At 58.0% G+C, this 23,792-nt stretch carries 17 protein-coding genes and 1 pseudogene; 11 read left to right on the top strand and 7 right to left on the bottom strand.

Annotation, left to right across the window (positions count from 1 at the left end; translation table 11 throughout):
* Positions 1 to 26 precede the first annotated feature (26 nt).
* Positions 27 to 233 (bottom strand): hypothetical protein, encoded by a 207-nt coding sequence (locus tag FJ424_RS32305; RefSeq protein ID WP_140659797.1) that lies wholly within the window; start codon positions 231 to 233, stop codon positions 27 to 29.
* 465 nt (positions 234 to 698) lie between these two features.
* Here FJ424_RS32305 and FJ424_RS32300 point away from each other — a divergent pair, with 465 nt between their 5' ends.
* Positions 699 to 992 carry a hypothetical protein gene (locus FJ424_RS32300; protein ID WP_140659798.1) on the top strand — a complete coding sequence of 98 codons (294 nt, stop codon included), beginning with the start codon at positions 699 to 701 and terminating at the stop codon, positions 990 to 992.
* Here FJ424_RS32300 and FJ424_RS32295 read toward each other — a convergent pair.
* Positions 944 to 1,474 carry a hypothetical protein gene (locus tag FJ424_RS32295; protein WP_140659799.1) on the bottom strand — a complete coding sequence of 177 codons (531 nt, stop codon included), beginning with the start codon at positions 1,472 to 1,474 and terminating at the stop codon, positions 944 to 946. The genes FJ424_RS32300 and FJ424_RS32295 overlap by 49 nt on opposite strands.
* 520 nt (positions 1,475 to 1,994) lie before the next feature.
* Here FJ424_RS32295 and FJ424_RS32290 point away from each other — a divergent pair.
* Positions 1,995 to 6,008: a helix-turn-helix domain-containing protein gene (locus FJ424_RS32290; protein WP_181182261.1), complete on the top strand. Its 4,014-nt coding sequence runs from the start codon at positions 1,995 to 1,997 to the stop codon at positions 6,006 to 6,008.
* A 3-nt stretch (positions 6,009 to 6,011) separates the two neighbouring features.
* Here the strand turns inward: FJ424_RS32290 and FJ424_RS32285 are convergent, their stop codons facing one another.
* Together FJ424_RS32285 and FJ424_RS32280 are read right to left on the bottom strand one after the other, a co-directional pair.
* Positions 6,012 to 6,407 (bottom strand): hypothetical protein, encoded by a 396-nt coding sequence (locus FJ424_RS32285; RefSeq protein ID WP_140659801.1) that lies wholly within the window; start codon positions 6,405 to 6,407, stop codon positions 6,012 to 6,014.
* An 81-nt stretch (positions 6,408 to 6,488) separates the two neighbouring features.
* Positions 6,489 to 7,859 carry an integrase family protein gene (locus tag FJ424_RS32280; protein WP_140659802.1) on the bottom strand — a complete coding sequence of 457 codons (1,371 nt, stop codon included), beginning with the start codon at positions 7,857 to 7,859 and terminating at the stop codon, positions 6,489 to 6,491.
* 423 nt (positions 7,860 to 8,282) lie between these two features.
* On the opposite strand from FJ424_RS32280, the gene FJ424_RS32275 reads away from it, so the two are divergent.
* Positions 8,283 to 9,296, top strand: a complete 1,014-nt coding sequence (locus FJ424_RS32275) for a HEPN domain-containing protein (RefSeq protein WP_140659803.1) — start codon at positions 8,283 to 8,285, stop codon at positions 9,294 to 9,296.
* On the opposite strand, the gene FJ424_RS32270 is transcribed toward FJ424_RS32275, so the two are convergent.
* Both FJ424_RS32270 and FJ424_RS32265 read right to left on the bottom strand, forming a co-directional pair.
* Entirely contained in the window at positions 9,280 to 10,164 is an 885-nt protein-coding gene (locus FJ424_RS32270; RefSeq protein WP_140659804.1) for an ImmA/IrrE family metallo-endopeptidase, read from the bottom strand. The two genes, FJ424_RS32275 and FJ424_RS32270, sit on opposite strands and share 17 nt — an antisense overlap.
* A gap of 3 nt (positions 10,165 to 10,167) precedes the next feature.
* A complete protein-coding gene (locus FJ424_RS32265; RefSeq protein ID WP_140659805.1) occupies positions 10,168 to 10,518 on the bottom strand; it encodes a helix-turn-helix transcriptional regulator in 351 nt (116 codons plus the stop codon).
* A gap of 102 nt (positions 10,519 to 10,620) precedes the next feature.
* Between FJ424_RS32265 and FJ424_RS32260 the strand changes: the two genes are divergently transcribed.
* The 4 genes from FJ424_RS32260 to FJ424_RS32245 are packed head-to-tail and all read left to right on the top strand — an operon-like array spanning position 10,621 to position 13,760.
* On the top strand, positions 10,621 to 11,586 hold the full coding sequence (locus FJ424_RS32260) for a CBASS oligonucleotide cyclase (RefSeq protein WP_140659806.1): 966 nt from the start codon (positions 10,621 to 10,623) through the stop codon (positions 11,584 to 11,586).
* 4 nt (positions 11,587 to 11,590) lie between these two features.
* Positions 11,591 to 12,100: a hypothetical protein gene (locus tag FJ424_RS32255; RefSeq protein ID WP_140659807.1), complete on the top strand. Its 510-nt coding sequence runs from the start codon at positions 11,591 to 11,593 to the stop codon at positions 12,098 to 12,100.
* Positions 12,100 to 13,041 carry an AAA family ATPase gene (locus FJ424_RS32250; protein WP_140659808.1) on the top strand — a complete coding sequence of 314 codons (942 nt, stop codon included), beginning with the start codon at positions 12,100 to 12,102 and terminating at the stop codon, positions 13,039 to 13,041. The genes FJ424_RS32255 and FJ424_RS32250 overlap by 1 nt, the downstream gene beginning before the upstream one ends.
* Complete coding sequence (locus FJ424_RS32245; protein WP_140659809.1) at positions 13,038 to 13,760, top strand: DUF6602 domain-containing protein; 723 nt, start codon at positions 13,038 to 13,040, stop codon at positions 13,758 to 13,760. The genes FJ424_RS32250 and FJ424_RS32245 overlap by 4 nt, the downstream gene beginning before the upstream one ends.
* A gap of 24 nt (positions 13,761 to 13,784) precedes the next feature.
* Here FJ424_RS32245 and FJ424_RS32240 read toward each other — a convergent pair whose 3' ends face one another.
* Complete coding sequence (locus tag FJ424_RS32240; RefSeq protein WP_140659810.1) at positions 13,785 to 14,450, bottom strand: hypothetical protein; 666 nt, start codon at positions 14,448 to 14,450, stop codon at positions 13,785 to 13,787.
* 580 nt (positions 14,451 to 15,030) lie between these two features.
* Between FJ424_RS32240 and FJ424_RS32235 the strand changes: the two genes are divergently transcribed.
* The 4 genes and pseudogenes from FJ424_RS32235 to FJ424_RS32220 all read left to right on the top strand — a co-directional run.
* Positions 15,031 to 17,199: a type I secretion system permease/ATPase gene (locus FJ424_RS32235; protein WP_281405454.1), complete on the top strand. Its 2,169-nt coding sequence runs from the start codon at positions 15,031 to 15,033 to the stop codon at positions 17,197 to 17,199.
* Positions 17,200 to 17,202: 3 nt separating this feature from the next.
* Positions 17,203 to 18,648, top strand: coding sequence for an HlyD family type I secretion periplasmic adaptor subunit (locus FJ424_RS32230; protein ID WP_140659811.1), 1,446 nt, complete (start codon positions 17,203 to 17,205; stop codon positions 18,646 to 18,648).
* An 8-nt stretch (positions 18,649 to 18,656) separates the two neighbouring features.
* Entirely contained in the window at positions 18,657 to 19,511 is an 855-nt protein-coding gene (locus FJ424_RS32225) for a tetratricopeptide repeat protein (RefSeq protein WP_181182262.1), read from the top strand.
* Positions 19,512 to 20,824: 1,313 nt separating this feature from the next.
* A pseudogene (locus FJ424_RS32220) lies at positions 20,825 to 23,792 on the top strand (adhesin); the annotation flags it as partial.

The following is a 23,792-nucleotide window of genomic DNA, read 5'->3' as shown; positions in this document are numbered from 1 at the left end:
CAAATTAACGAACTCCTGCCCTGGACCTACATCGCCAAGCCGGAAATCAAGGCCGTGGCCTGAGAACGACGCTTACCTTCATCGGCGTGAAATCCCGAAACGAGGAACGTGATGTGGGTGGGCTGAACGCATCCTATAACTGCGTCCTGGTGCCCGGTGGCATCAACAGGCGAATGAAGGAGCAGGGCGCGACTGCCGGCGACATAACCGCCCTGGCGCTCCACCAGGTTCATCTGCTCGCCGGACGCTTCGGTGCCACTGCGGCTTGGGTCACGGTTCCTCTGCGCCCCGTGGAGGGGACATACGCTGCCTATTTCGGCCTTCTGAAGGATCTCGGCAACAGGCGCTCGATTCCGATGACGGGGGCGGCGCGTGTCGGCTACACACGTCTAGCCGACTGGGCGGCTGATACGCGGATTACGGACGATCTCTGCAATGCCCGTTGGTCGGCGCCCGTCCCAATCTGGCGGCCGCGCCTGACAATGGTCAGGCTGTATCGCTCTGTTGCCTTAATTTTCGACCGGCGTCCTTATGCTTTGAATTGCATCTGTGGAAATCGCGCGTATCTTGGATGTGCGCATGTGAGCATAGGGTGGCGCCTGGCGCCTTGATTAGCCACCGTACTAAGAAACCAGCGTCGGCGTGGCGACCGAAAATGCTGAGGGAAGAGACCGCCATTCCCATAAGGAAACATCGTCATGGATTCCCATGCCGTTATTGCGTCCCTGCCTGTCACCGGGACCGATCGTACTGTGCTTATCGATGCCGCTAACGCTGCTTTCGAAAGGATTATCGAGCGGATGGAGCCGGCCAACGAGGAGCTGACTCGAAGCTATTGGGATGCCGAGAGCTATATCGACAATGAAATCACCGCGTCCATGCTGCCGATCTCATTGGACTACGCCGCGTACCTCGTTGATGTATTTCTGATGCCTCATGTCGCTCAACTGGCGGGCGCCGCAGACAACGAAGCTGCTGAATCTCGGACTTGAACCTCTCCGGCGGCAACTGGGTTTACCTGCTGCCTGGGGGACTTTGCGATCAAGATCGTAACCTTTGCCGCCACCTCTTCAAGGGTGGCGGTGAGACGGTTGATCTGCGAAACCGTTGCGGCGAGCTCGGGGCCGTAGCGCGTGACGAGATACTCCCGGTTCTGGCTGAGGGACCGAAGATGGCTGGCCGTTTTCGTGCGAAGGCACAGCCCTGCTTCCAGAGCCAGTTCCGTACGTGCCGACAGGTCGTGCTGCAGTTTGCGGATTCGATTGGGATTTTGCCCACAGTGCAGCAATAGCGCGGTCAGATAGAGTTCGATCGCATGGATTGCCGATAGCCTAAAAGGTGCTCGGGTAAGTGGCTTGCGAGGGCGGCCGAGCTGAAGGAGCATTGTTGCCGCTTTGTGGTACCCGTCCGCCAGTTCGTGAATCTGCTGCGGGGAGGCTAGCTCGCCCGGATACCTGCGTTCTTCGACTATCACTTCCGCCGCCTCTTACCCTTTTGCGGCCGCAAACATCTCATGCCAGCTTGATGTCAGCAAATGTCAATTCCCGCCGCATGGCCGGCTTCGATGTCCCGCCAACGGTAAGAATCTTGCTCAGGCACTCCAACGCCTTCCGACCTTCAACAAGACTATGATGACTAACACCAGCACTGACGCGGCCAAGACGCCGTAGAACCCTTCAGCCGTTATTGCAAAACCCCAGAAGTCGATTGTGATCTTGTCCATTGGATCGGTAGCTTTCAGCAAATTCCGGGTTCAGATGACAGCTTGAGCCGGTTGCCCTCGTGTTGCGTTTTACGGCACAAGCATGGCGCACCTTTGCGGGCGTCAAATGCCAAAGGGGAAATCACGCCCCTTATCGAACCGGACATGCGCTGCTTTGATTGTCAATTGCGGTTTTCGCGGTCCAATAGAAATCAGCATCACCTTCTCCAAGCCTTGACGCAGTTATCGCACACAATTAATGTGTGTGTCTATGAGCACACAGAAAAAGAGTATGATTCGCCGCTACATTGCATTCGGCCGGTTGTTGGCCGAATGCCGGGTTCGGGCGGGTATCGTCAGTCAGGCCGCATTGGCGTCGCAAATTGGGGCGAGCCAGCAAACCGTGAGCCGCTGGGAAGCGGGGCTGTCTCGCCCGCGCATAAACGAATTCGCCAATCTGGCGGCGGTTTTGCAAACGAACAGTGACGCGCTGCTGGAGTCGGCAGGCTACACCGTTCCGAAGGCCGTCGTTTCGTTTGCGATGCCATTTCCTGTCGACGCATTGTCACCGGACGACTTCGAGCGTTTCTCAAGCGATTTCATCGAGGCTCTGAATCCTGGCGCGAAGGTTCATCGTGAAGGTGGCCCTGGACATACCCAAGATGGCATCGACATTGTCGCTGTGCTGTCGGATGGCGAGCGCCAGACTTATCAATGCAAGCGTCATCGTGAGTTTGGGCCCCAGAAGATCCATGATGCAGTCGCGAAAGACACGACGCGCGCAGACAGAAAATTCCTCCTGCTCACCCGAACTGCCAGCCCAGATGCCCGAGCTGCAATTGCGCTGCATCCGAACTGGGAGCTGTGGGATCGAGACGACATCTCCCGCAAAATGCGGCAACTGCCGCTCGCCGAGCAAAAGCGCATTGTCCGCATTTATTTCGCGGGCCAGGAACTGGCGCTCCTCGGCGTTTCCCCGGCAAGTCCGTGGGAAACCGCTCAGGACTTCTTTGCAGCCTTTGCCCGCAAGGAAGCCCTGTTCAATCACACTTGGCAGCTCGTGGGCAGGGACGCTGCCCTTGAGACAGCGCTGGAGGCAACCAAGAATCCAAATGTAGGGGTTGTTCTGGTTAAGGGCTCCGGCGGTGGCGGCAAGTCCCGAGTGTTGAAGGCAATCTTGGATCAAATCTCCGCCGACTTGCCTGTCCTCAGGATTAGGATTGTCTCGCCGACCATGGAGATTACCAAGGTGTCTCTAGAGGAGCTGGGCTCTGGCAACCTTCTCCTGGTCGTCGACGATGCACACGATCGGGACGATCTCCAGCCGTTGTTCAATCATGCGGCGGCAAATCCGAGTACCGTCAAATTGCTCATTGTCGCCCGAAGATATGGCGTCGAGCATATCCGAGCCCAGGCAAGCAGTTATTCGTTTTCGGGTGATCGGCTGAGGGAGATCGATCTACTCCCTCTCTCCAAGGAGGATTCGGAGTCGCTTGCCCGGCAAGTGCTTGAACACTTGGGTGGACCAGTCGAACTCGCGGCTGATATTGCCCGCCTTACCCACGATTGCCCGCTCGCGACGGTAGTGGGTGCCCAGGTCGTGGTTCAGGAGCGTATCCATCCTGAGTTTGTCCGGAGCGAGGAGCGCTTCCGCACTACACTGTTCGGGCGTTTTGAAAAGGTGATCGCCGGCCATCTTGCAGACCGCGAAAATCCTCGCGACCTTCAAAAGCTGCTCGGTTTTTTGGCCTTGGTTCAGCCGATCTCGATCGAAGACCAATGGCTTTTGGCTGCATTTGAAGCCGTCGACAAAGTTTCCATCCCCGATACGAAGCGCCTTCTGCGGCTTTTGATCGATGCCGGCGTGCTCTTCAAACGGGGTGCCAAATACCGATTGTCGCCCGATGTGCTCGGTGATTATTTGGTGGAATCTCGATTTGAGGGCCCGGACGGTCGATCCAACGGCTTGGCTGAACAATATTTCGACGTCCTTCCCGCAGCCTACATAGAAAATCTGCTCCTCAACGTTGGTAGGATCGATTGGCGCCGAGCAGGCGTAGCCACGAGCGACGGCGGTCCGCTTCTTGACGGCGTTTGGGCCAAGCTAAAACCCAGTCAAGAGTACCGCGATCCCCATATTAAGGCCGTGCAGGCGGTTGCATATTATCAGCCGAAGCGCGCACTCACTTTCGTTGAGGAGTTAATCCGCAAAGGGCAGTTTCAGAAGCAACTCGCAGAGATCGCCAAATATGCCGCATATAACCTTCAGTTCACGCATCGGGCGCTGGAATGCCTTTGGGAGCTTGGCCGCAATGACGGGCGAGAGACAAATTCAGAAACTGCCCACCCGATACGGATACTGACCGACTTCGCTGAACCTCAGCCGGGAAAATCATTCGAATTTCTTGGAAAGGTGATCGATTTCGGCCTGGATCTGTCGAAGCGTGCGGATGCGTGGAACGGTCGCTTTTCGCCGCTGGATTTCTTGGACGGCGCGCTCGCCACGGAAGGGCATTCCAGCTCATACTCGGGCCATAGCATCTCTATGACACCGTTTTTCATCGATCCTGAGTCGGTACGGCCGATGCGGGAAAAGGTGATTGACCTCGTCGTTGGCTTGCTTGCCGACAAGGACACGCGGAAAGCGGCGAGAGCGGCCGAAAGTCTTTCAAATGCCCTTTGCCATCCGATTGGCCTGTTGGGCGCCCATGCCACACCTGACTTGCATGACAGGTGGACTGTCGAGTTTGAGGTGACGCTAAACAAGATCTTGGCGGCGATGTCGACCACTGAAATTGCGCCGCTCGTTCAAGTGAAGATAAGCAGCGCAGTGAACTGGCAGGCAAAATTCGGCAAGTTGCCGCTATCAGCGATAGCCGCCAAAATTCAGGATTTGGTCTCGAATGATCTGGACGTACGATTTACTCGGGCGCTGGTCGATGGCTATGGCATGGAGGACCGCCTGGGTGATCGGGAGGACCATCATGAGCGTTGGGAGAATTTTCTCGACACGTTGGTGTCGGACCTCACAGCCAAAGTGTCGGACGCTGCTGCCAGGGTGGCTTTTGTCGAGGACCGACTCCAAGCGTTGGTGACGAGCAAACGGGGAAGATCCACCACAGTGGAGGTCCCAGTACTTAGGCTAATCGACAAATCGCCAGGGTTTGCAGAAGCCCTTGCCGATGGGGCGCTGCTTGCGTCGAATTGCGAGGTTCACCGGTTCTCTGGATATGCCCTCGGGAAGGTATTTCGGGACGATCGTGCCGCCGGCAGAGCGCGGATCGCGGCGTTTATCGAGAACGGGCGTGATGACCTGCTCGCAGCCGTAGGTAACGCCTATCAAAATCAGAAGTTCGAACAAGGCTGGGTTACGTCCGAAGACCTCCGCAACATTTCTACGCTGCTTGGCTCATCGAGCGAGTGGGTCGTTCTCACCGCTGTGCGCGCTTTGCGATTCTTGGCGGAGTGGAACCACGATCTAGCGCTAGGTTTGGTGCGGATCGCTTCAATTCCAACGGCGCGGGTTGCCGATGAGATCGCCACACTTTTCGAATTTGGGGCCAAGCTTCAAATTGGGGCTCTCAGCAAGGATGACGTTGAATCTTTGCTGGGGAGGATCGAAACATTACCTGAACTCGATGGGTATTGGTTGGACAAATTCCTCGCGCACCTTTCCGAGAGTCATCCATGGGAATGTGCGCGCTTTTTCATGCGCAGAGTAGAAGCTGCCGACAACGGTCATATGCGGCCTTGCAACTATGGCCCCTGGGTTCACGAAAGGCTGCGGTTCCGCAAGTCCCCCGAGGGTACGAGCGTCATGAAGGAGGTAGCCCAATGGATGCTACGGAATTTCGATCAACGAGGCATGTTCAGCTATCATTCCCGGAACCTCTTCGAGGCGATGTTCGGCCCATTCGACGCGGAGATTGTCGCTTTCTTCGAAGAGTGGCTCGCCGCATCGACAGCCGACGACCTCACGGTTCTTGCCACAATTGTCCGCGAAGCCGATCAGGATTTTGTTTTTTTGCAATCGCCTTTCGTTGCAGACCTTTTGGAACGTGCGCGTCAGGAGGGTCCCGAAACATACCGGATGGTGGGCAGTGAGCTCTATTGCTCTGCAGTTTCCGGAATGCGTCAGGGGACGCCTGGCCAGCCATTCCCGGAAGATTTGGCACTCCAACGGAAGACGGAGGAGATGCTTGCGAAAACGCCACGGTTTTCGGCGGCTTACGAACTGTATGAGTCCCTGCATCAGTATGCGAATTCGGCAATTCGGCGGGCTGTTATCGAAGACGACGAAGACTGAGGTCTATCGTTGGCGATAGTATGCGCCCCATGCGCGGCTGATATCGACGAATGTCCATTCCCTGCGGCGGCCGAACGCCGGGCTCTGCCGACTCAAACACTCGTTCAGACCAGTTTGCCTTTGAAACTTCATGAACCAGGCCGTTGATTTTGGCTTGCCCCGAGCGGTTGTCTGAATCCGGCGAATGATACCGCTGTCCGCCCAATGATCATTCGGATTGGAAACGGAAGCAGGGTCGGCGAGATAGCCGCGAAGCCTTTGCAATGTGGTATCTTCTGGCGACTGGTGAAGGTCCGCGCGAAGTTCTCGGACCGCGAGCACCGCGCCTTGCTTTGCGGCTTCCGTCAACATGTCGCGCAGTTGTGCGCTCGACAACACGACCGCCTGAAGGGCTTCCATGAATCTGACTTTCTGTAAGGGGATGGCGCTGAGAGATCAGCACCCGTTCATTGCGTCACAGCTGAAAAATGACGTCAAGCGCTAGATGCCGAGTAGGACGCCCAGCCGTTCGGTCACCGGGCGGAGGGGATCGACCAAGCCAAGATCGTAGATCATGGTGGTTTCAAGGTTGCCCTTATGGTCCACGTAGTGGGATATCGCCTCGTGCGATACTCCTTGGCCGGTGAGCATCAGCGAAATCGCAATCCGCTTGAGGTCATAGAGCTGGAAATACGCCGGCACGCCGGGGAGGGCCTTGAACCGGTCCAGCCCCTTGCGGAAGTTGTCGCGTGGCTGGGTTATGTCTGTGTGCGACGGGAACAGCAGGTTGCTATCTGGCCAGCGGAGGCGTTGGGCCTGGACCATCCCGGCAACCCGGGAATGGATCGGCACCGAACGGTAGGCGTACTCGTAGATGGAGCGCGATAGCTGAATACCCTTGGTGTTGTGTTTATGCCAGACCAGCTTCTCCAAGTCGAAATGGTCGAACTCGGCCTTGTTGAGGTCGCTGGGGCGGGCCATGGTCAGAAACAGGATCCCCATGTAGTTGCAGAGTTCCTGCATCTGGTCGTTGACTGTCACCAGCCATGCCTTTCGCAGCGCCATGTCGCGTTTGGCCAGCCCTTCGAGGTGGTCGACTTCCGGTAGGACTTCCACAGCCGGGTAGAAGACATGGGCCGCTATCTGCCGGATTTGCTCGGTTGAGTAGTCGCGGCGACGACGGATAATCTTCTTCTTCCTAAGCGGATGGCACGGATTGCGCATATCCACGATCTGCATGCGGATTGCCCAGTTGAACAGCGCCGACACGTGTCCCAAGGCCCGGTTATACACATGCGGTGAGGCGAACTGCGCTTGGAACCGTTCCACATCCGTCGGCCTGATAGACGCTAGGGATCTGTCGGCAAACATTGTCCCGAAAGCTGTGTATTCCTTCCGCTGGTTGTAGCCCCGCTTATTGTTTGCGTTGTCCTGTCTTAGCCACTTTCCCACGAAGGACGTGAAAGAGTATCTGACCCCCTCTGAAAGCTCACGGACGTGGCTCTCCCAATAGCGGTCGATGACCTCCGCGATTGTCTGAAAGTGCTTCCGACGCGGATCGATGCGGTCCAGGTCGGGATCCTTGCCGGCCTTGAGTTCCTGTTCCCGATTGATGACTGCAAGCCGCGCCGAAGCCACACTCAGGACCGTTGCTGTGCCCAGTACGCTTCGGCAACGCTTGCCGTTAAATCGATAGCCGTGGACGAAGGCCTTGTGGCCAAGCGCGGTGACGCGAAGCCCCAATCCAGAAACCGAACCATTGTGAATTTGGCCATTGGCAGCTACCGCATAGTCCCAGAAAAACTCCTGGTCCTTATCAGCTGGGCAAATCGCTTCAAAAACAGTCTCGTCAGTCAAAAATATCTTGGGCATTTCATGTAACTTCCATGTAACCGATTTATAGCAAATGTTACATGGGAAGTGAAGTAATGATATTGACTGAGTGTCATAAAATGACGAAATAACAAATGATTACATATTTCGGTATTACGGTAATATTAGCCTAGGGCCGTTTGTAAACCGAAGGTCGGGAGTTCGATCCTCTCTGCCGGCACCAGATTTTTCAATTAGTTGCATTAGAATATTTTGACAGCTACCAATCCATGTAACTTTGGTGTAACCGCCCCATTTCACCGATCACAAGGGACGTTTGCTACACCGTCGGGAAGTGAGCCGGTGACGCCGATGTCCGATGTGTGCCAGAGTGATTCTATGACACTACGCCCGGATCCGACTATCCATCGCCTCCTGAGTTCTTCTACCGCCAGGTTTGTCGGAGAATACGAAGCTGACGGCGTGGCCATCAATCTGGCTTGGCCGGGTATGATGCGTACTTCAGTTGTTGGAGCTTCGAAGCGAACCGCGTTGGTCATTTCCTTCGTAGCCGCCGAGCCATCCAAGCATTCTGGGACAATCATACCCAACTATGAGCATGTCGGAGATCATGTCGGCGCCTATCTTGCAGTTCTCTTCGGCAAGCGGTTTGACAACCTTGGCATTGTGGAGTCCCACGGGCGGTTTGGCTTGCCAGACGTTAGTGCTTACGGCGTTCCCTACCGGATAGGCAGTCCCCATAACAGCGATTCTCCCCGAATCGACATCCCGATCCCACTGAATTTTTCGGAAATTCGACGCATCCACAGCTTGCTTCAAGGCGAAATCGAGGATGTCGACGCAGTGCGCCGGTTCAACGCAGCCTGCCAGTTCTACTACCGTGCAGTCGGCAATGTGGATAGCGATCCAGAGGTCGCCTACCTCCATCTTACGATGGCAGGCGAGATCCTAGCGGGCGCGGAAGACGTTTCCGACGCAGATCTGCTCGATGATCAACTGAAAGACATTCTTGAGCAGGTTGCGAGCGGTCTCGCAGACGGCGGCAGGGCCGCTCGGCTATTGCGCTCACGTCTCTATCAAGTGAAACGCAGATTTCGGCATGTTCTCAATTCGTTTCTGGACAACGATTTTTTTGCGCGAACAGAAGCCCAGCACGAATTCGGCAAACTCAAGCGCGAAGATGTCGGCGATCGTCTCGGTGCTGCGTACGACCTCCGCAGCAAGTATGTCCATTCCGGGGAATCATATGGTGGATGGATAGCTCCTGGACGAAGCAACGACGAGGTTCAAATTGGCCGACCCGTTGTAGCGGATGCGGCCTTTGCGCGGGCTCTTTACATGGCGCCGACTTTCATCGGGCTTGAAAGGATCATGCGCTATTGCCTGCTTCGGTTTGCCGAGAAGCGCTTCGGTATCGACTTGGCTGTCGAAAATCCTTCGGAAGCCTCGGGCGTACCTGCTACCGCCGAAATCTAGGCGTCCAGCTCTCGATAAAGTCTTCCTCCTCGGAGATTTCTATCTCCTCGTCCTCTTGGCCTATTTCGGTGGAAACCAGAACGGTAAGCACCTTGCCGTAGTTGCCTAAACCGATTGACTCTTCGCTGACTGTCGCCGTCCGCGTGCCGCCCAGCCAATCTCTGACATCGATTTCCTCGCCGATGCGGTCTCCGCCGAATACCCGCTGAGGGTTGCTGGCGAGTGCAGCTGTGGCCGTTCCGGCGGGAACTGGCGAGCCTTTCCGCAACCAATCCAACTTCGGCAACGATTTCATTGCATCCGAAAGGAAGCAGTAGTCGATCATGTTTCCGGTACTGAGGATGACCGCGACAGCGGCATCCGTCAGTCCTGCAAACCGAATGGCTGTTGAGGTGAGAGAAGTTTGGCACAGTTCGGCCGCCGCTATGACGGCATCCAGGCCTGGATCGGAGCGACCAATCGCCCGCTTGAAAGGGGTGGTCGGCATCAGCAGGCCGGACGCGAAATGGTCAGCCTCCAACTCGTAAGAATCGGCGGTGACAAATCCGGCCCTAGAGACGTGCGCCCCGTCTTTTGGAAGGATGTGATCCATGTGACCTGGCAAGAAGTAATGCCCGAGCTCATGGCTGACGCTGAAACGTTGAAACCCGGTGGAGGGTATATGCGTGCCATAGATGATGCCAAAAGTGTCCCCATAACGCAGTAGCATCCCGGAAACACCTTCGGCGCTTTCAGGCTTCCCTTCCACCGTTATGCCGCGGCTCTTCGCGATGGCGAACGGATCGACAGGTAACGTCGTGATCCCTTCCTCTTTCAGGAATTTTTCGGCCTCCTGTCTCGCCAGGAGCAGCCGGAAACCTTTGCTCATTGGCTATTCGCCTTTCTTGGCATTCCGTTCGGCGAGAAGCTTTAGAAAGTCCCGCGCAATCTCGCGATCGCTACCACTTAGTTTGCCCACGTCGCGGTAAAGCGGGTCGCCGGCTTCGGCCAGACCTGGATCCTCAACCCGCCCAAGTAAAAAGTCGGTGGTCATGTCCAGCGCATTGGCCAGACGTCTCAGTGTATCGAATGACGGCTTTCTGGTCCCCGTCTCGAAGTGTGCGATTGAGCTGGACGGCATTCCTGCATTGGTGGCCAGGTCGCTTTGGCTCCAGCCCCGAATTTCGCGCGCTTTGCGCAGACGCTGCTGGAAAATCACGGAGGGGAGGGGTTCGTCGGGCATTGTCGACTCCGGCATGTTGAACTTGACGACCCTTAATGGGTCGCCTATATATAGACATGTATCTCATGTCTAACCCGACAAGGGCAAGGAAAACATAAATCGATGAGCCTTCTTCATGTTGCCCACGCCGACATCGCGCGTTTCGCGGATGAAAAGGTGAACCTGCCCAAGGACAAGGCCGACGAATATCGGGCCCAGGCGCGGCGTCTCCGGGAAAAGCTCGAGGGTTATCTTGATGAGCATCCGGACTTTACGCTCCGAAAGATGCTGCTGTCCGGGAGCCTTGCGAAGGGGACGGCACTCCGCTCCCTGAACGATATCGACGTCGCTTGTTATATCAGTGGTGCAAACGCTCCTAAGGACGTCAGCGCACTCCTTCAATATCTTGCGGAGCGGCTACGGAAGGCTTTTCCGAACTTCAGTCCCGATCAGGTCAAGCCGCAGACATACAGCGTGACGGTGTCATTCCGCGGCTCTGGCCTCGACGTCGATGTGGTGCCGATCCTGTATGAAGGGGATTTGCAGTGGTACGGCAACCTGGTGAGCCAGGATGACGGAACGTTCCTGAAGACAAGTATCCCGCTTCACCTGGAGTTTGCCCGCAAGCGCAAGACGGCGCAGGCAACGCATTTTGCCCAGGTGGTGCGGCTTGCGAAGTACTGGACCCGTGTTATGAAACGGGAGCGAGAGGGCTTTCGCTTCAAGTCCTTCATGGTCGAGATGATCCTTGCGCACTTGCAAGACAAAGGTGCTGACTTCTCGGATTATCCCGAGGCCTTGCAGGCGTTCTTCACCTACATCGCCACCAGCAACCTGCGCGAAAAGATCGTTTTTGCTGACTACTACAAGCCTTCAACCGTGGGCAGTTTCGCCGAGCCGATGCAGATCATTGACCCGGTCAACGCGCTGAACAATGTCAGCCGGCTCTATAGCGCCCAGAATATCGAGGCGATCGTCGAAGCCGCGCTGGACGCTGGCGACGCCATCGACGCGGCACGGGCGGCGCCCACCAAGGGCGAAACCGTCGCCTACTGGCAAAAAGTCTTCGGCTCGGCATTCCAGGTATAAACCAATGACCCAGAGTTTCACATACACCGACACAACGACCTTCACCGTCACCCATGCCCAGCATATCGCGGCAAAGGTCGCCACTGACCTCAAGCGCATGCAGCGGTTTTATGGCGTCCCCTCGGATTCCAGCATAACCGAGTTTGAGCAGGAGCTCGTCGTCATGCTGAAAAAGAAACTGGTGGAGACCGTGACCTACGGTTTCAAGCGAGGCGACGCCTGGATTGAACCCACCCTCAGGTACACCGCGCAGGAGTTGAGCGGTGTCGGTGGTGTCGACGACGATCCTGGCAAAATCCGACCGGGTGCCGACGTCGCCGGTGCTTCCTTTTACACATACATGACCTATACGAGTGCGTATTTCGCGCTCTCGACATCCGAGCGAGAGGCGCTCGGCCTGCCGTTCATCAGGGGAGGCGCCGAGCAGCCGAGCGTCTCGGGTTATTTCAGTGATGACCGCGTTTATTCAGCCGGTGGCCGTGCCCTGAACCGATCAACAGTAAGGACATTCTGATGAACGCCATGACCCCGACCGAAGGCATTTTCGAACGCCGGATCACATATCCCGATTTTTCGGCGCGCGACCGACTTTCGCGACTCGTCGGACTTGATGATCAGAAAACCCGCCTCACCAAGGTTCTGTCGCTGCTGGTCAATCCGGGCGGCCTTGACGCCTGGGCGAAGCAGTACCACCCACAGATGAAATCGTTATTGACGACCGTTCTGCGGCGCCCGCCCCTGGTCGTGCTTGCCGGTGACGTCGGCTCCGGAAAAACCGAACTGGCGGAAACGATTGGCGACGCCGTGGCGCGCCAGGAGGATATCGAAATCACCTTGCTTCCGTTAAGCCTTTCGGCGCGAGGGCAGGGTCGTGTCGGAGAGATGACCCAGCTGATCACGTCGGCCTTCGACTATGCCATCTCGGAAGCGTCGAAGCTGAAGGGTGCGTCCGGGCGTGCGCGTGGCGGCATCATCCTGCTGGTTGACGAAGCAGATGCACTCGCACAATCTCGCGAAAATGCCCAGATGCACCACGAGGATCGTGCGGGTGTAAACGCTTTCATCCGCGGCATCGACCGGATTGCCAATGCTGCGCTCCCGGCGGCGGTGATTATGTGCACCAACCGCCTCAGCGCGCTCGATCCGGCCGTCAAGCGCCGGGCCGCAGACATTCTGGCATTTGGCAGGCCCAATACGGAACAACGTCGCTCACTGTTGACCACCGCACTCTCTGAACTTGCCTTCTCGCCGGGTGATATCGAGAAACTCGTCACGGCAACGGGCGCCCGTAAAGATAGCCCACTCGGGTTCACGTTTTCCGATATAGTTCAAAGGCTGCTGCCGTCGATCGTGCTGGATGCCTACCCGCGTAACCCCGTCAAACCTGCACGCGCTGTTGAAATTGCTATGCAGATGGCAGCGACACCGCCGTTCCAGGACGGAGCTGTCTCATGAGCTGGTCGCTGCCAAGGCTTCTCGAAGGTCTGCACAACGAGATGCAGCAGAAATTGGAGACGACACGGGCCGTCTTCGGACATCCTGTCACCAAGGGCAACGCCAGTGAGGCCGTATGGCTGAAGCTGCTCCAGACCTATCTGCCGCAGCGCTACCAGGCAGAAACGGCACACGTGGTCGACAGCAACGACAAATTCAGCGACCAGATCGACATCGTCATCTTTGACCGCCAGTACTCCCCGTTCATCTTCAAATACGAAGGACAGATCATCGTCCCCGCTGAAAGCGTCTATGGCGTATTCGAGGCCAAGCAGGCGATCAACGCCGAGCAGGTCGAATATGCTCAGAAGAAGGTTGAGTCGGTTCGCAAGCTTCACCGGACCAGCTTGCCGATCCCGCATGCCGGCGGAACGTACCCGGCCAAGCCTCCAATCCCTATCCTCGGAGGCATTTTGACCTTTGACAGTGACTGGACGCCGCCTCTCGGCGCGGCGCTGCAGAAGGCTTTGGACAAGGGGGTCGGCGACCAGCGCCTGAACATGGGTTGCGTGGCAGCTCATGGAAACTTCCGCTACGACAGCAACATCGGCGACTATCAGCTTATTCCAGCCAATCGCCCTGCGACCGCATTCCTGTTCGACCTGATCGCCCAGCTGCAGTTCAGCGGCACAGTTCCGATGATTGACATCAGCGCCTATGCTGAATGGCTTGCGAAATAGCCGTCACTCAGTGCTCGGACGGAATCACAGGTTTGCTGAAACTGCAGCGTAGTTGCTCAACTTCGCCAGGTTGTCGTTGAAGCGATCAACCGTGTTGCAGATGCCCTGTGCGATCCGCTTTTGCTCATCAATAGACGCATTCCCAGACCGCAGAAGGTAATCGATCTCCCTGCGAATTGTTGATTTTCCGAATGTGCCAAACACTGTATCGAACAGAGTGTCCGAAAATTCTTTGTTCTTTTCGTCATCGCTCATGCCTGACAGCGCAGCGTCGAGGCCCTGGAGCAGATCTTCGACATCCGTGGCGGTCGCCTCAAGCTTTTGACGCAGTTCGACCTGCAGATCCGGCAGAAGGCCATCGCGAGCCACGGCCTCAAGCGTCGTTATCATTCCACCCCGAACAAAGGATAGCTGCCGTGCCTCGTTGGCTCGGGTATGATTGGCTTGCATCCGCAGAAATGCACCAACGACACGCTTCAACAGCTCATCCTGCTCGTTGGAACGACGGCTGATATCTTGCTCCCAACGCTGTCTGTCAGCCTCTTCAGCCGGCGGATGGGTGACGGCCAAAATATTCGTCAGCAGTCCTGCGCCGGGAATGAGTTCGACTACGCCTTCGGCCGCGCCACGCAAGAGCGCCCGGCGTGGATGCAATTGGGGCGGCTTGATCGGGCTTTGGTTGTCGGTCACGAATGTTGTCCCTTTGGCAAGCACAGTACCATAAAAGTGCTTAGCGATGCGATTGACGGCGGCTCTCCATTCCGTCTGATGGAAAAGGCTTTGCAATGTCCGATTTTGTTACACAAAGCCTTGCACATCAAATCCGACATCGGCTATAAGCGATGTGTAATCAACGAGATGCACAAAGGCTATTCGGTCTCCAAGACTGCTGGTCGCGGGTCAAACTCGCTGCCTCTCTTGTTCCATTTCTCTCGGGTTATTGCTTCTTCGCGATCACTTGCTACTCAGGCGCCCTTGGGCGCCTTGCCGGTCCAACTACTTCAGGCTGGAGCCAGGCGTGCCTCCCCCAAAAGCGATAGACATGCCTTGATTGGCGCTCACATAGGTCGCGCCCTTTGGTCTGTGTCCGCAGCCGACGTGAGCGCGCTCAGGATCGTGCATCTCGGTAGCGCATATTAAAATATTCTAATGTTACACGATACTTAGCGTTACGCGCCGGGCAAAATATTTCTACCACCCCTGCTTGCACGCAAAATGGAAGCGGCGCATGAATGAGTAAGCGCTATTCCGCGCTTCTTCCGGGGGGAAGGTGAATTCCGTCACGCCCATAGTGGCTGGACTGGACAGTGGTGTCATTTGCTTGACGCTGCTGACCCAGTATTTACGCCAGCCTGCAGACCCTGATGCCATCCGCCACGATCTCGGTCTTGGCGAGCGAATGGCCGATCGCGTCGATATAGTCAGGGCGGCGAAGCGGCTGAAGCTCAAGGCCCGGATCGTTCAGCCGTCGCCGAGGCGGCTGGACCGATTACCGCTACCGGTCCTTATCGAGAAGGAGGACGGGAGCTTTGCCGTTCTGGCGGCCGCTTCCGCCGGCAAGGTGCTGCTGCAGGATCCGCAGGTCGGCGCCCCGCGGGAGATGACCCGTGAGGAATTTGCCGCACTCTGGAGCGGACATGTCATCCTGGTGACCAGCCGCGCCTTCGCGCAGGGATTCTCGAGGCGCTTCGACTTTTCCTGGTTCATCCCCGAGATCATCCGCTATCGCCGGATCTTCGCCGAAGTGCTTTTGGCCTCGTTCTTCGTCCAATTGCTTGGCCTGATCTCGCCGATCTTCTTCCAACTGGTGATCGACAAGGTGCTGGTGCATAACGGCCTGACCACGCTGGAAGTGCTGGTCATCGGCCTGTCGGCGGTATCGATGTTCGAGGTGCTGCTCACCGGCTTGCGCACCTACACGACCATCCACACCACCAGCCGCATCGATGTCGCGCTGGGCGCAAAACTGTTTCACCATCTGCTCGGCCTGCCCATCGCCTATTTCGAGGCGCGGCAGACCGGCCAGACCGTGGCGCGCGTGCATGAATTGGAAAACATCCGCGCCTTCCTCACCGGCTCGGCGCTCACCGTGCTGCTCGACGTGCTGTTCCTCTTCGTCTTCCTGGCGGTGATGTATCTCTACAGCGGTTGGCTGACCTTGATCGTCGTCTGCTCCATTCCCGCCTATGTCATTCTGTCGATGGCGGTGACGCCGGAGTTTCGCCGCCGCATCGAGGAGAAGTTCAACCGCGGCGCCGAGAACCAGACTTTTCTGGTCGAATCCATCGTCGGCGTCGAGACCTTGAAGGCGATGGCCGTCGAGCCGCAGATGCAGCGGCGCTGGGAGGACCAGCTCGCCGGCTATGTCGCGGCGGGCTTCCGGACTGCCAGGCTCTCCAACTTTGCCAGCAACACCGCGCAGTTCATCTCCAAGGCGGTGATCGTCGCCACCATGTGGTTCGGCGCCAAGGCGGTGCTTGCCGGTGACATGACGGTCGGCCAGCTGGTCGCCTTCAACATCATGGCCGGTCGCGTCGCCGGCCCGGTGCTCAGGCTGGCGCAGCTGTGGCAAGACCTGCAGCAGGTGCGCATTTCGGTCGATCGGCTCGGCGACATCCTCAACGCCCCGGTTGAGCTCTCCGGCGGTGCGGGGCAGGGCTCGCTGCGCAAGGTCGTCGGCCATGCCGCCTTCGACCACGTCACCTTCCGCTACAGGCCAGGTGAGCGCGAGATCCTCAGCGACGTCTCCTTCGAGGTGCAGCCGGGCGAGATCATCGGCATCGTCGGGCCGTCCGGTTCCGGCAAGAGCACCATCGCCAAGCTCCTGCAACGCCTGCATGTGCCGGAGCGCGGCCGGGTGCTGATCGACGGCGTCGACCTGGCACTGATCGACCCGCGCAGCCTGCGCCGCCAGATCGGCGTGGTACTGCAGGAAAATATCCTGTTCCGTCGTACGGTGCGCGAAAACATCGCGCTGGCCGACCCGGCGCTGCCGCTGGACCGCGTCATCGAGGCTGCAAAACTCTCCGGCGCGCATGACTTCATCGTCCAGCTTAAATCCGGCTACGACACAGTGCTGGAGGAGCGCGGCGCCAACCTTTCTGGTGGCCAGCGCCAACGCATCGCCATTGCCCGTGCGCTGGTCACCAATCCGCGTATCCTGATCTTCGACGAGGCGACCAGCGCGCTCGACTACGAGTCGGAGTACGTCATCCAGCAGAACATGCGGCAGATGGCGAAGGGGCGCACCGTGTTTATCATAGCGCACCGCTTGGCCGCCTTGCGCGACGCCACCCGCATTTTTACCATCGAGGCCGGCCGCATCACCGAGCAGGGCACGCATGAGGAGCTGTTGTTGAAGGGCGGCCGCTACGCCCAGCTCCACCGCCTGCAGGCCGAGCAGCGGCCGGCAGCGCCTCAACAGGAGGCGGCGGAATAGACCATGGGCCGCTACTGGAACGCCGTGAAGGAAGGGCTGGCGCGGGAGGCGGCCACGAAACGCCCGGCGCTGAACCGCCATGAGCGCGAGTTCCAGGCCGCCGCGATCGAGATCCTGGAGACGCCGGCCTCGCCGGCCGCGCGCATCTTCGCGGCCTTGATTATGGTCTTTGCCACCGGCGCGCTCGCTTGGTCGTGGTTCGGCCGCATCGACACCTACGCCACAGTGCAGGGTAAGCTGATCCCGATCGGCAAGGTGCAGGTCATCGAGCCGCTGATCACCGGCACGGTCAAGGCGCTGCATACCCAGCTCGGGGCCCATGTCGAGGCCGGCGAGGTGCTGGTCGAGCTTGACCCGTCCGAATACGCCGCCGAGCGGCGGAAACTTACCGGCAATCTCGAGGCCGCCAAGGTCTCCGAGGCGCGACTCGAAGCGCTGGTGGCTGCGGTGGCGCAAAATACCGGCCCGGCCGATGCCGATTTCGTAGCGCCCGCCGACGCGCCGAAGCCACTCATCTACCTGCAGCGCCAGCAGATGCGGCAATCGCTTGCTGCCTACCAGGCGGAACAGGCGAGCCTTGAGGCCGCAATCGCGCAGAAGCGCGTTGAGATCGGGCGCGGCAACCGCACCCTCGTTGAACGCCGTAAGCTGGTGAACCTCGCGGGCGACAGGCTGGATGTGTACGAACAGTTGGAAAAGCGTCAGGTCGGGATCAAGACCAGCACGATCGAGGCGCGCCAAGGCGAGCAGGACCAATTGATGGCGGCGGTCGATGGAGAAGGCCAGGTGGCTGAGTTGGAAGCCACGGTGCAGACTTTGGTGGCGCAAAAGCGCGAGCGCCGAGAGACTTATCTCGACAAGGTCAACACCGAGCTGATCGAGGTTGACCGCTCGATCGGCGAATTGCAACAGGATCTCGCTAAGGCCGAGCTGTTCGAACGTTCCAGCGTGCTGAAATCGCCCGTCGCCGGTCGCGTGCAGCAACTGGAGGTCAACACGCTGGGCGAAGTGGTGCAGACTGGCCAGAAGCTTATGGTGATCGTACCCGACGGCACGAAGCTTGAGATCGAGGCCATGTTGCTCAACCGCGACAAGGGTTTTGTGCATGAGGGGCAGGAGGCGCGGGTCAAGCTCGAGGCCTTCCCGTTCACGCGTTACGGCACGCTCGACGCCAGGGTGCTGACAGTGTCGAACGACGCAATCCCGGCGGGCGCGTCGCAGCAGGCATCAGGCGCCAGACAGGAGACGACGCACGACACGTCGGGACCGTTGGTGTTTCCGCTGCGCATTGCACTCAACGAGACATGGATACGGGTTGAGGGCGAGGATGTGACGCTGACGCCCGGCATGTCGGTGACAGCGGAAGTGAAGACCGGCAATCGGCGGGTGCTTGAGTTTCTGCTCGATCCGCTGATGGAGATGACGGATGAAGCGTTTCATGAAAGGTGATGAACTGCTTGGCATTACCTTCAGCTACTCATCTGGGTGAAAAGCAGGCATTCATTCTGGAAGGCATGGCTAAGCAAGTAGGAGGTGCGGTGATGAAATTGAGACAGAGTTTCTACGGATCGCTTCTAATGGTCGCTTTGTGCATCTCCGCGTTGGTCTATTCCAAGGTCGGATGTTTTGCCGGCGCCGCCGAGGCAGAGGCCGCCTTTAAGAACAATGATTATCAGGAGGCTTACAGGCAGTGGGAGGAGCTTGCTAACGCTGGTGATGCTGCGGGAGAGTTTAACGTTGGCTTCCTTTATTCGAGAGGCCTTGGAGTGCCATTGGACTACGCGAAGGCAGCCACATGGTGGGCCAAGGCGGCAAATCAGAACATGGCGATTGCAGAGTTGAATCTCGGGCTTCTCTACTCATGGGGAAAGGGGGTGCCTCACGACGACGCAAAAGCCGCCGAACTGTGGCGTAGTGCCGCCATGCAAGGGCTGTCGGAGGCTCAACAATACCTCGGATACGCTTATTTCTTTGGGAAGGGCCTGCCCAAAAGCGGTCGCGACGGTGTTCTGTGGTCCACTAGAGCGGCAGATCAGGGGAATGTCGAAGCGCAAATAAATTTGGCTACAGCTTATCTTGCTGGTCAATCCATAAGTAAAGACTACAATCTCGCTTTCTATTGGTATCAGAAGGCCGCGAAGCAGGACAATGCGCAAGCCCAGTTCAATGTAGGATTGATGTACCTCAAAGGAATAGGTGTCGAGCAGAACACTGATCTTGCCATGGAATGGCTTAAGAAGGCTTCTGCGCAAGGTCATAGCGGAGCAAAAGATGCGGTAGAAAAGATAGAGGCCGCTTTGAGGAAGACATGACTATTTTACAAAGCGCTGTATGAAGAATTGTCAGCAAACGATAGGGGATTTTTATGGGCGGTTTCTTTGGTAATCGTGGTAGCAATTCCAATAATAGTAACAGCGGATCTCCAGTTAGCGGGAGTGTTAACGATTTAGGTAGCAGCTACAGTGCTAACGCCCAAATAGGAGCGGGTCAATTTTCGGTCTCTGCTGCAAAGGACGGAACCGTTACTGGTTTTGCCGGAGCGGGAATGTCGATAGGAGTGGCTAATGCCAGCGCGGGTGTCCAGGCTGATACCAACGGTAAGGTCGGGCTGTCTGCTGGAATAACAGTCAGCACTCCGGGTGTTGTTAATTACAGTCAAACGGTGGCAAGTATTGCCGCAGGTCTCGATTTCGATCAGCACTTCTATACCCCGCCAACCTCGTTTCCTCCCCAGACAGTAACTCCATTTGGATATGTGCCAATGACGTACACGCCGTACGCTGTTACGGCAACGCCTTACGTTGAGACCACACTGCCGAACCCTCCAAATCAGCCGTATGCACTAGTTGACGTGCCGCCGGGCTATCCGAACCCGTACAAGGTGTACGATCCAGCTACCATGAACTGGGGGGAAACGGGTTACACTGGGCCTAACACCGGCTACAATGAACCTAGAGATCCAAACCGTCCTCCGCAAAACGGTATCGGCACGCCTAGCGACGCCCCTCCTGGATTTGGCCCACGTTCGATGGCGGCAGGGCGTGCAGCGGAGCTTGGGTCTCAGCCCGGATATGCTGGACCAGGAGCTGCGGCGTTTGGCCAAGGCTCGATGGCGGCAGGACGCGCAGCCGAGCTTGGGTCTCAGCCCACATACGCTGGGCCTTCGGCCGGACCTAAGCCCGGTTCCATGGCAGACGCACGAGCTGCGGATCGAGCCTCAATGCCTGGCTACGCCGGCGGTAGTGGGGGCAACGGTTCGCCATCTCGGGGAGGCGGTTCAGGTAACACCGGAAATTCAAGTGCCGGAGGAAGCTCCGGTGGCGGTAAGACGAGTTCCGGTGGCGGGGGTTATTCGGGATACGGTGGCCAGGATTCGCCATCAGAACATGGTCCCGGTCCTGGCGCAGGTGCCGGTTCGTCAGGCTCGAAAGAGAGCGGTACTGGGGTAGGTAGGACAAGTACGTCGTCGACGCCCGGATCCGGCGGTCATCCGGCGGTTCCGGTTCTTCTTGACCTCTCCGGCAACGGGCTCGACGTCGACACGTTGTCGTCATCATCGCAGTTCATCGATCTTGATGGCGACGGCTATCAGCATAGAGTCGCCTGGGCTCATGCAGGCACGGGAGTGCTGGTGCTCGATGCCGATGGCGATGGCAAGATCAGCCGCTCCAATGAATTCGTGTTCACAGAGTGGGACCAAACGGCGACCAGCGATCTCGATGCGCTGAAAAGCGTTTTCGACACCAATCACAACGGCATGCTCGACGCTGGCGACGATCGCTGGGCCGACTTCAAGGTGATGGTCGACGGCCAGCTGGTGTCGCTGGCTTCGCTGGGCATTGCCTCGATCGGCCTGACTGCGACGGGCAGCGGCGAGAACTTTGCTGATGGCTCGGCGATTACCGGCATCGCGACCTATACCAGGACCGATGGGACCACCGGTGCCGTGGGCGACGCCGTACTGGCCTCTGACGCCAACGGTTACATTATCAAGACCACGACTATGAGCAACGGTGATGGGTCGAAGACCACGACGCTTGGCGGCTACGACAAGGATGGCACGCTGGCGTTCCAGAACCGGGTCACGGTGAGCGTCGACGGGCTGTCGACGACGACGCAGTTCGACGACGATGGTAACGGAACGTATGAGCGCTCGCAGACCGACGTGGCGACGATCACGGCCGGTGTTCGCCAACGCGTCGTCAGTGATTTCAAGACTGATGGCTCGCTTGCTGAGAGAACCACGACGACGACCAGTGCCGACAAGACGACAGTGACGACGGCGCTTGATCAAGATGGCGACGGCGTCAACGAGCAGACGCAGGTGTTTGTGAGGAACGCTGATGGATCGTCCATAACGACGGTCTCGGAATACAGCAAAAACAGTACCTTGCTTCGCAAGGTTACGACTACGTCTTCCGCCGGCGGTCTCATGAAGACGATCCAGAGCGATTCGACCGGCGGCGGCACCTACGATCTTACCAGCACGGAAACCACGGTGGTTGCGGGCGATGGCACGCGCACCAAGACGGTGGCGGAAACCAGCAGCAGCGGCGCGCTGATCGACAAGGAGCAGACTGTCACCAGCGCCGATGGTCGTACCAAGACAGTGTCGCATGACCTCGACGGCAACGGGACATACGAAACGAGAGACGTCAGCGCGATCACGACCGGCGCCAATGGCGTTTCGATCACGACCGTTACCTCCTACAGTTCTACCAACGCATTAATCGGCAAGACGGTCGCGACGACCAGCGACGATGGATTGGCAAAGACCGTTTCGACCGACCTCGATGGCGACGGGGTTTTCGATTTGGTTTCGTCAGATGTGACGGTGGTCGGCGCTGGCGGCAGTCTTACCGAATCCCAGCAGACCAAGAGCCGCGACGGTTCCCTGCTTGCCAGTTCGACCACCAACACCAGCGCCGATCGTAAGACGATATCGATCTCGGCCGACGCCGACGGCGACGGTCATGTTGACGCGGTCAAGACAATCGCTGTCGACGGCGCCGGCGTGACGACTTCGACGGCCAACCTTTACAATCCTGACGGTTCACTGGCCGGCAGCACCTTTGATCAGACATCAGCCGATGGCCTGTCGATCACCAGCAAGGCCGACATCGACGGCAACGGGACCTACGACACCGTTGTCGCGGACGTGACGACGACCGACGCCTCTAACAATCGCACGCGAACCGTCACGACCAGGAGCGCGAACGGCGCGCTGATCGGCAGTTCCGCGCTCACAACGAGCGCTGACAGCCTCTCGCAGACCGAAAAGGATGACATCAATGCCGACGGAACTGTCGACCGGACGAATGTGACCGCAACAGTCCTTGGCGGCGATGGCAGCCGTACCGTCACCTCGACGACTACGAGCACCAGTGGGGCCGTTCTGGCCAAGACCGAGGTGAAAATCAGCGCCGACCGCAAGACGACGACCACCAAGATCGATGCCAATGGCGATACGAAGATCGATCGAACCCAGGTGGATGTCGAGAACGCTGACGGCAGCCAAGTTACTACGGTGTCCGATACCGACATCAACGGCACACTTCACGCGAAGATGGAAACGACCATCTCCGGCAACGGTCTGACCAAGACCGTCAAACAAGACGTCAACGGCGACGGCACCTACGACATCGTCACGCAGACCTCGACCGACATCGCGACCTCGGGCACCCATACCACGACAACATCGACGACCTCGAACAATGGCACGCTGCTGTCGAGGACGATCGCCGCCATGTCGGCCAATGGCCTGAGCATCGATACGCAGATGGACGCCGACGGAGATGGCACTGTCGAGAGGAAGTTGAGCGATGCCACTGTGCTGAATGCTGGCGGTTCAACGACCCGAACTGTCTCGGCGCTCGCAGGGAACGGCGCGTTAATCGACAAGACGATCACCACGACCAGCGCCAACGGTTTGATTGCGACGGTTCAGGCCGACCCTGACGGCAACGGCACGATCGACCGGACCAGCACCGCCGTCACGACGCTTAGCGCCGACGGGGCGCAGACCGATACCGTCACGGTGCTCAATGCCAACGCTGCCCAGATCGCCCGCCATCAGACCGTCACCAGCGGTGATGGCAATACGGTGACGACGACTAGGGATCTCGATGGCGACGGCCTTGTCGACGAAACAAGTTCAACCGTTCTCAACGCCAACGGCTCAACGACGACTGTCAATCAGACCTACATATCCGGCGTTCTGACGTCGTCGGCGACGAAAACGGTGAGCGCTAATGGTCTCTTGAGTACCCTTGCCACCGATCTCGACGGCAACGGTACGATCGACCAGTCGACCACCGATGCCATCGTGCTCAACACTGACGGCAGCAAGACCCAGACCATGACCGATCTTGATGCGGTCGGCGCGGTCAAGGACAAGACCGTTGTCGTCACGAGTGCCAATGGCCTTGTGAAGACCATGACCTGGGCCGCCGTTGGCGCGACCACCAGCCGCTCGAAGGTCGATACCACCGTTCTCAATGCGGACGGTAGCACCACCGAGACCGTTGATTACAAGAAAGCGGACGGATCGCTGGAGAGCCACACCATCACAACGGTCAGCGCCAATCGGTTGA

Origin of the sequence: Mesorhizobium sp. B3-1-8 (genome assembly GCF_006439495.1) — a bacterium.
Classification (GTDB): Bacteria; Pseudomonadota; Alphaproteobacteria; order Rhizobiales; family Rhizobiaceae; genus Mesorhizobium.
Note: the sequence above shows the minus strand (reverse complement) of the source record. Positions and strands in the feature narration are given on the sequence as shown.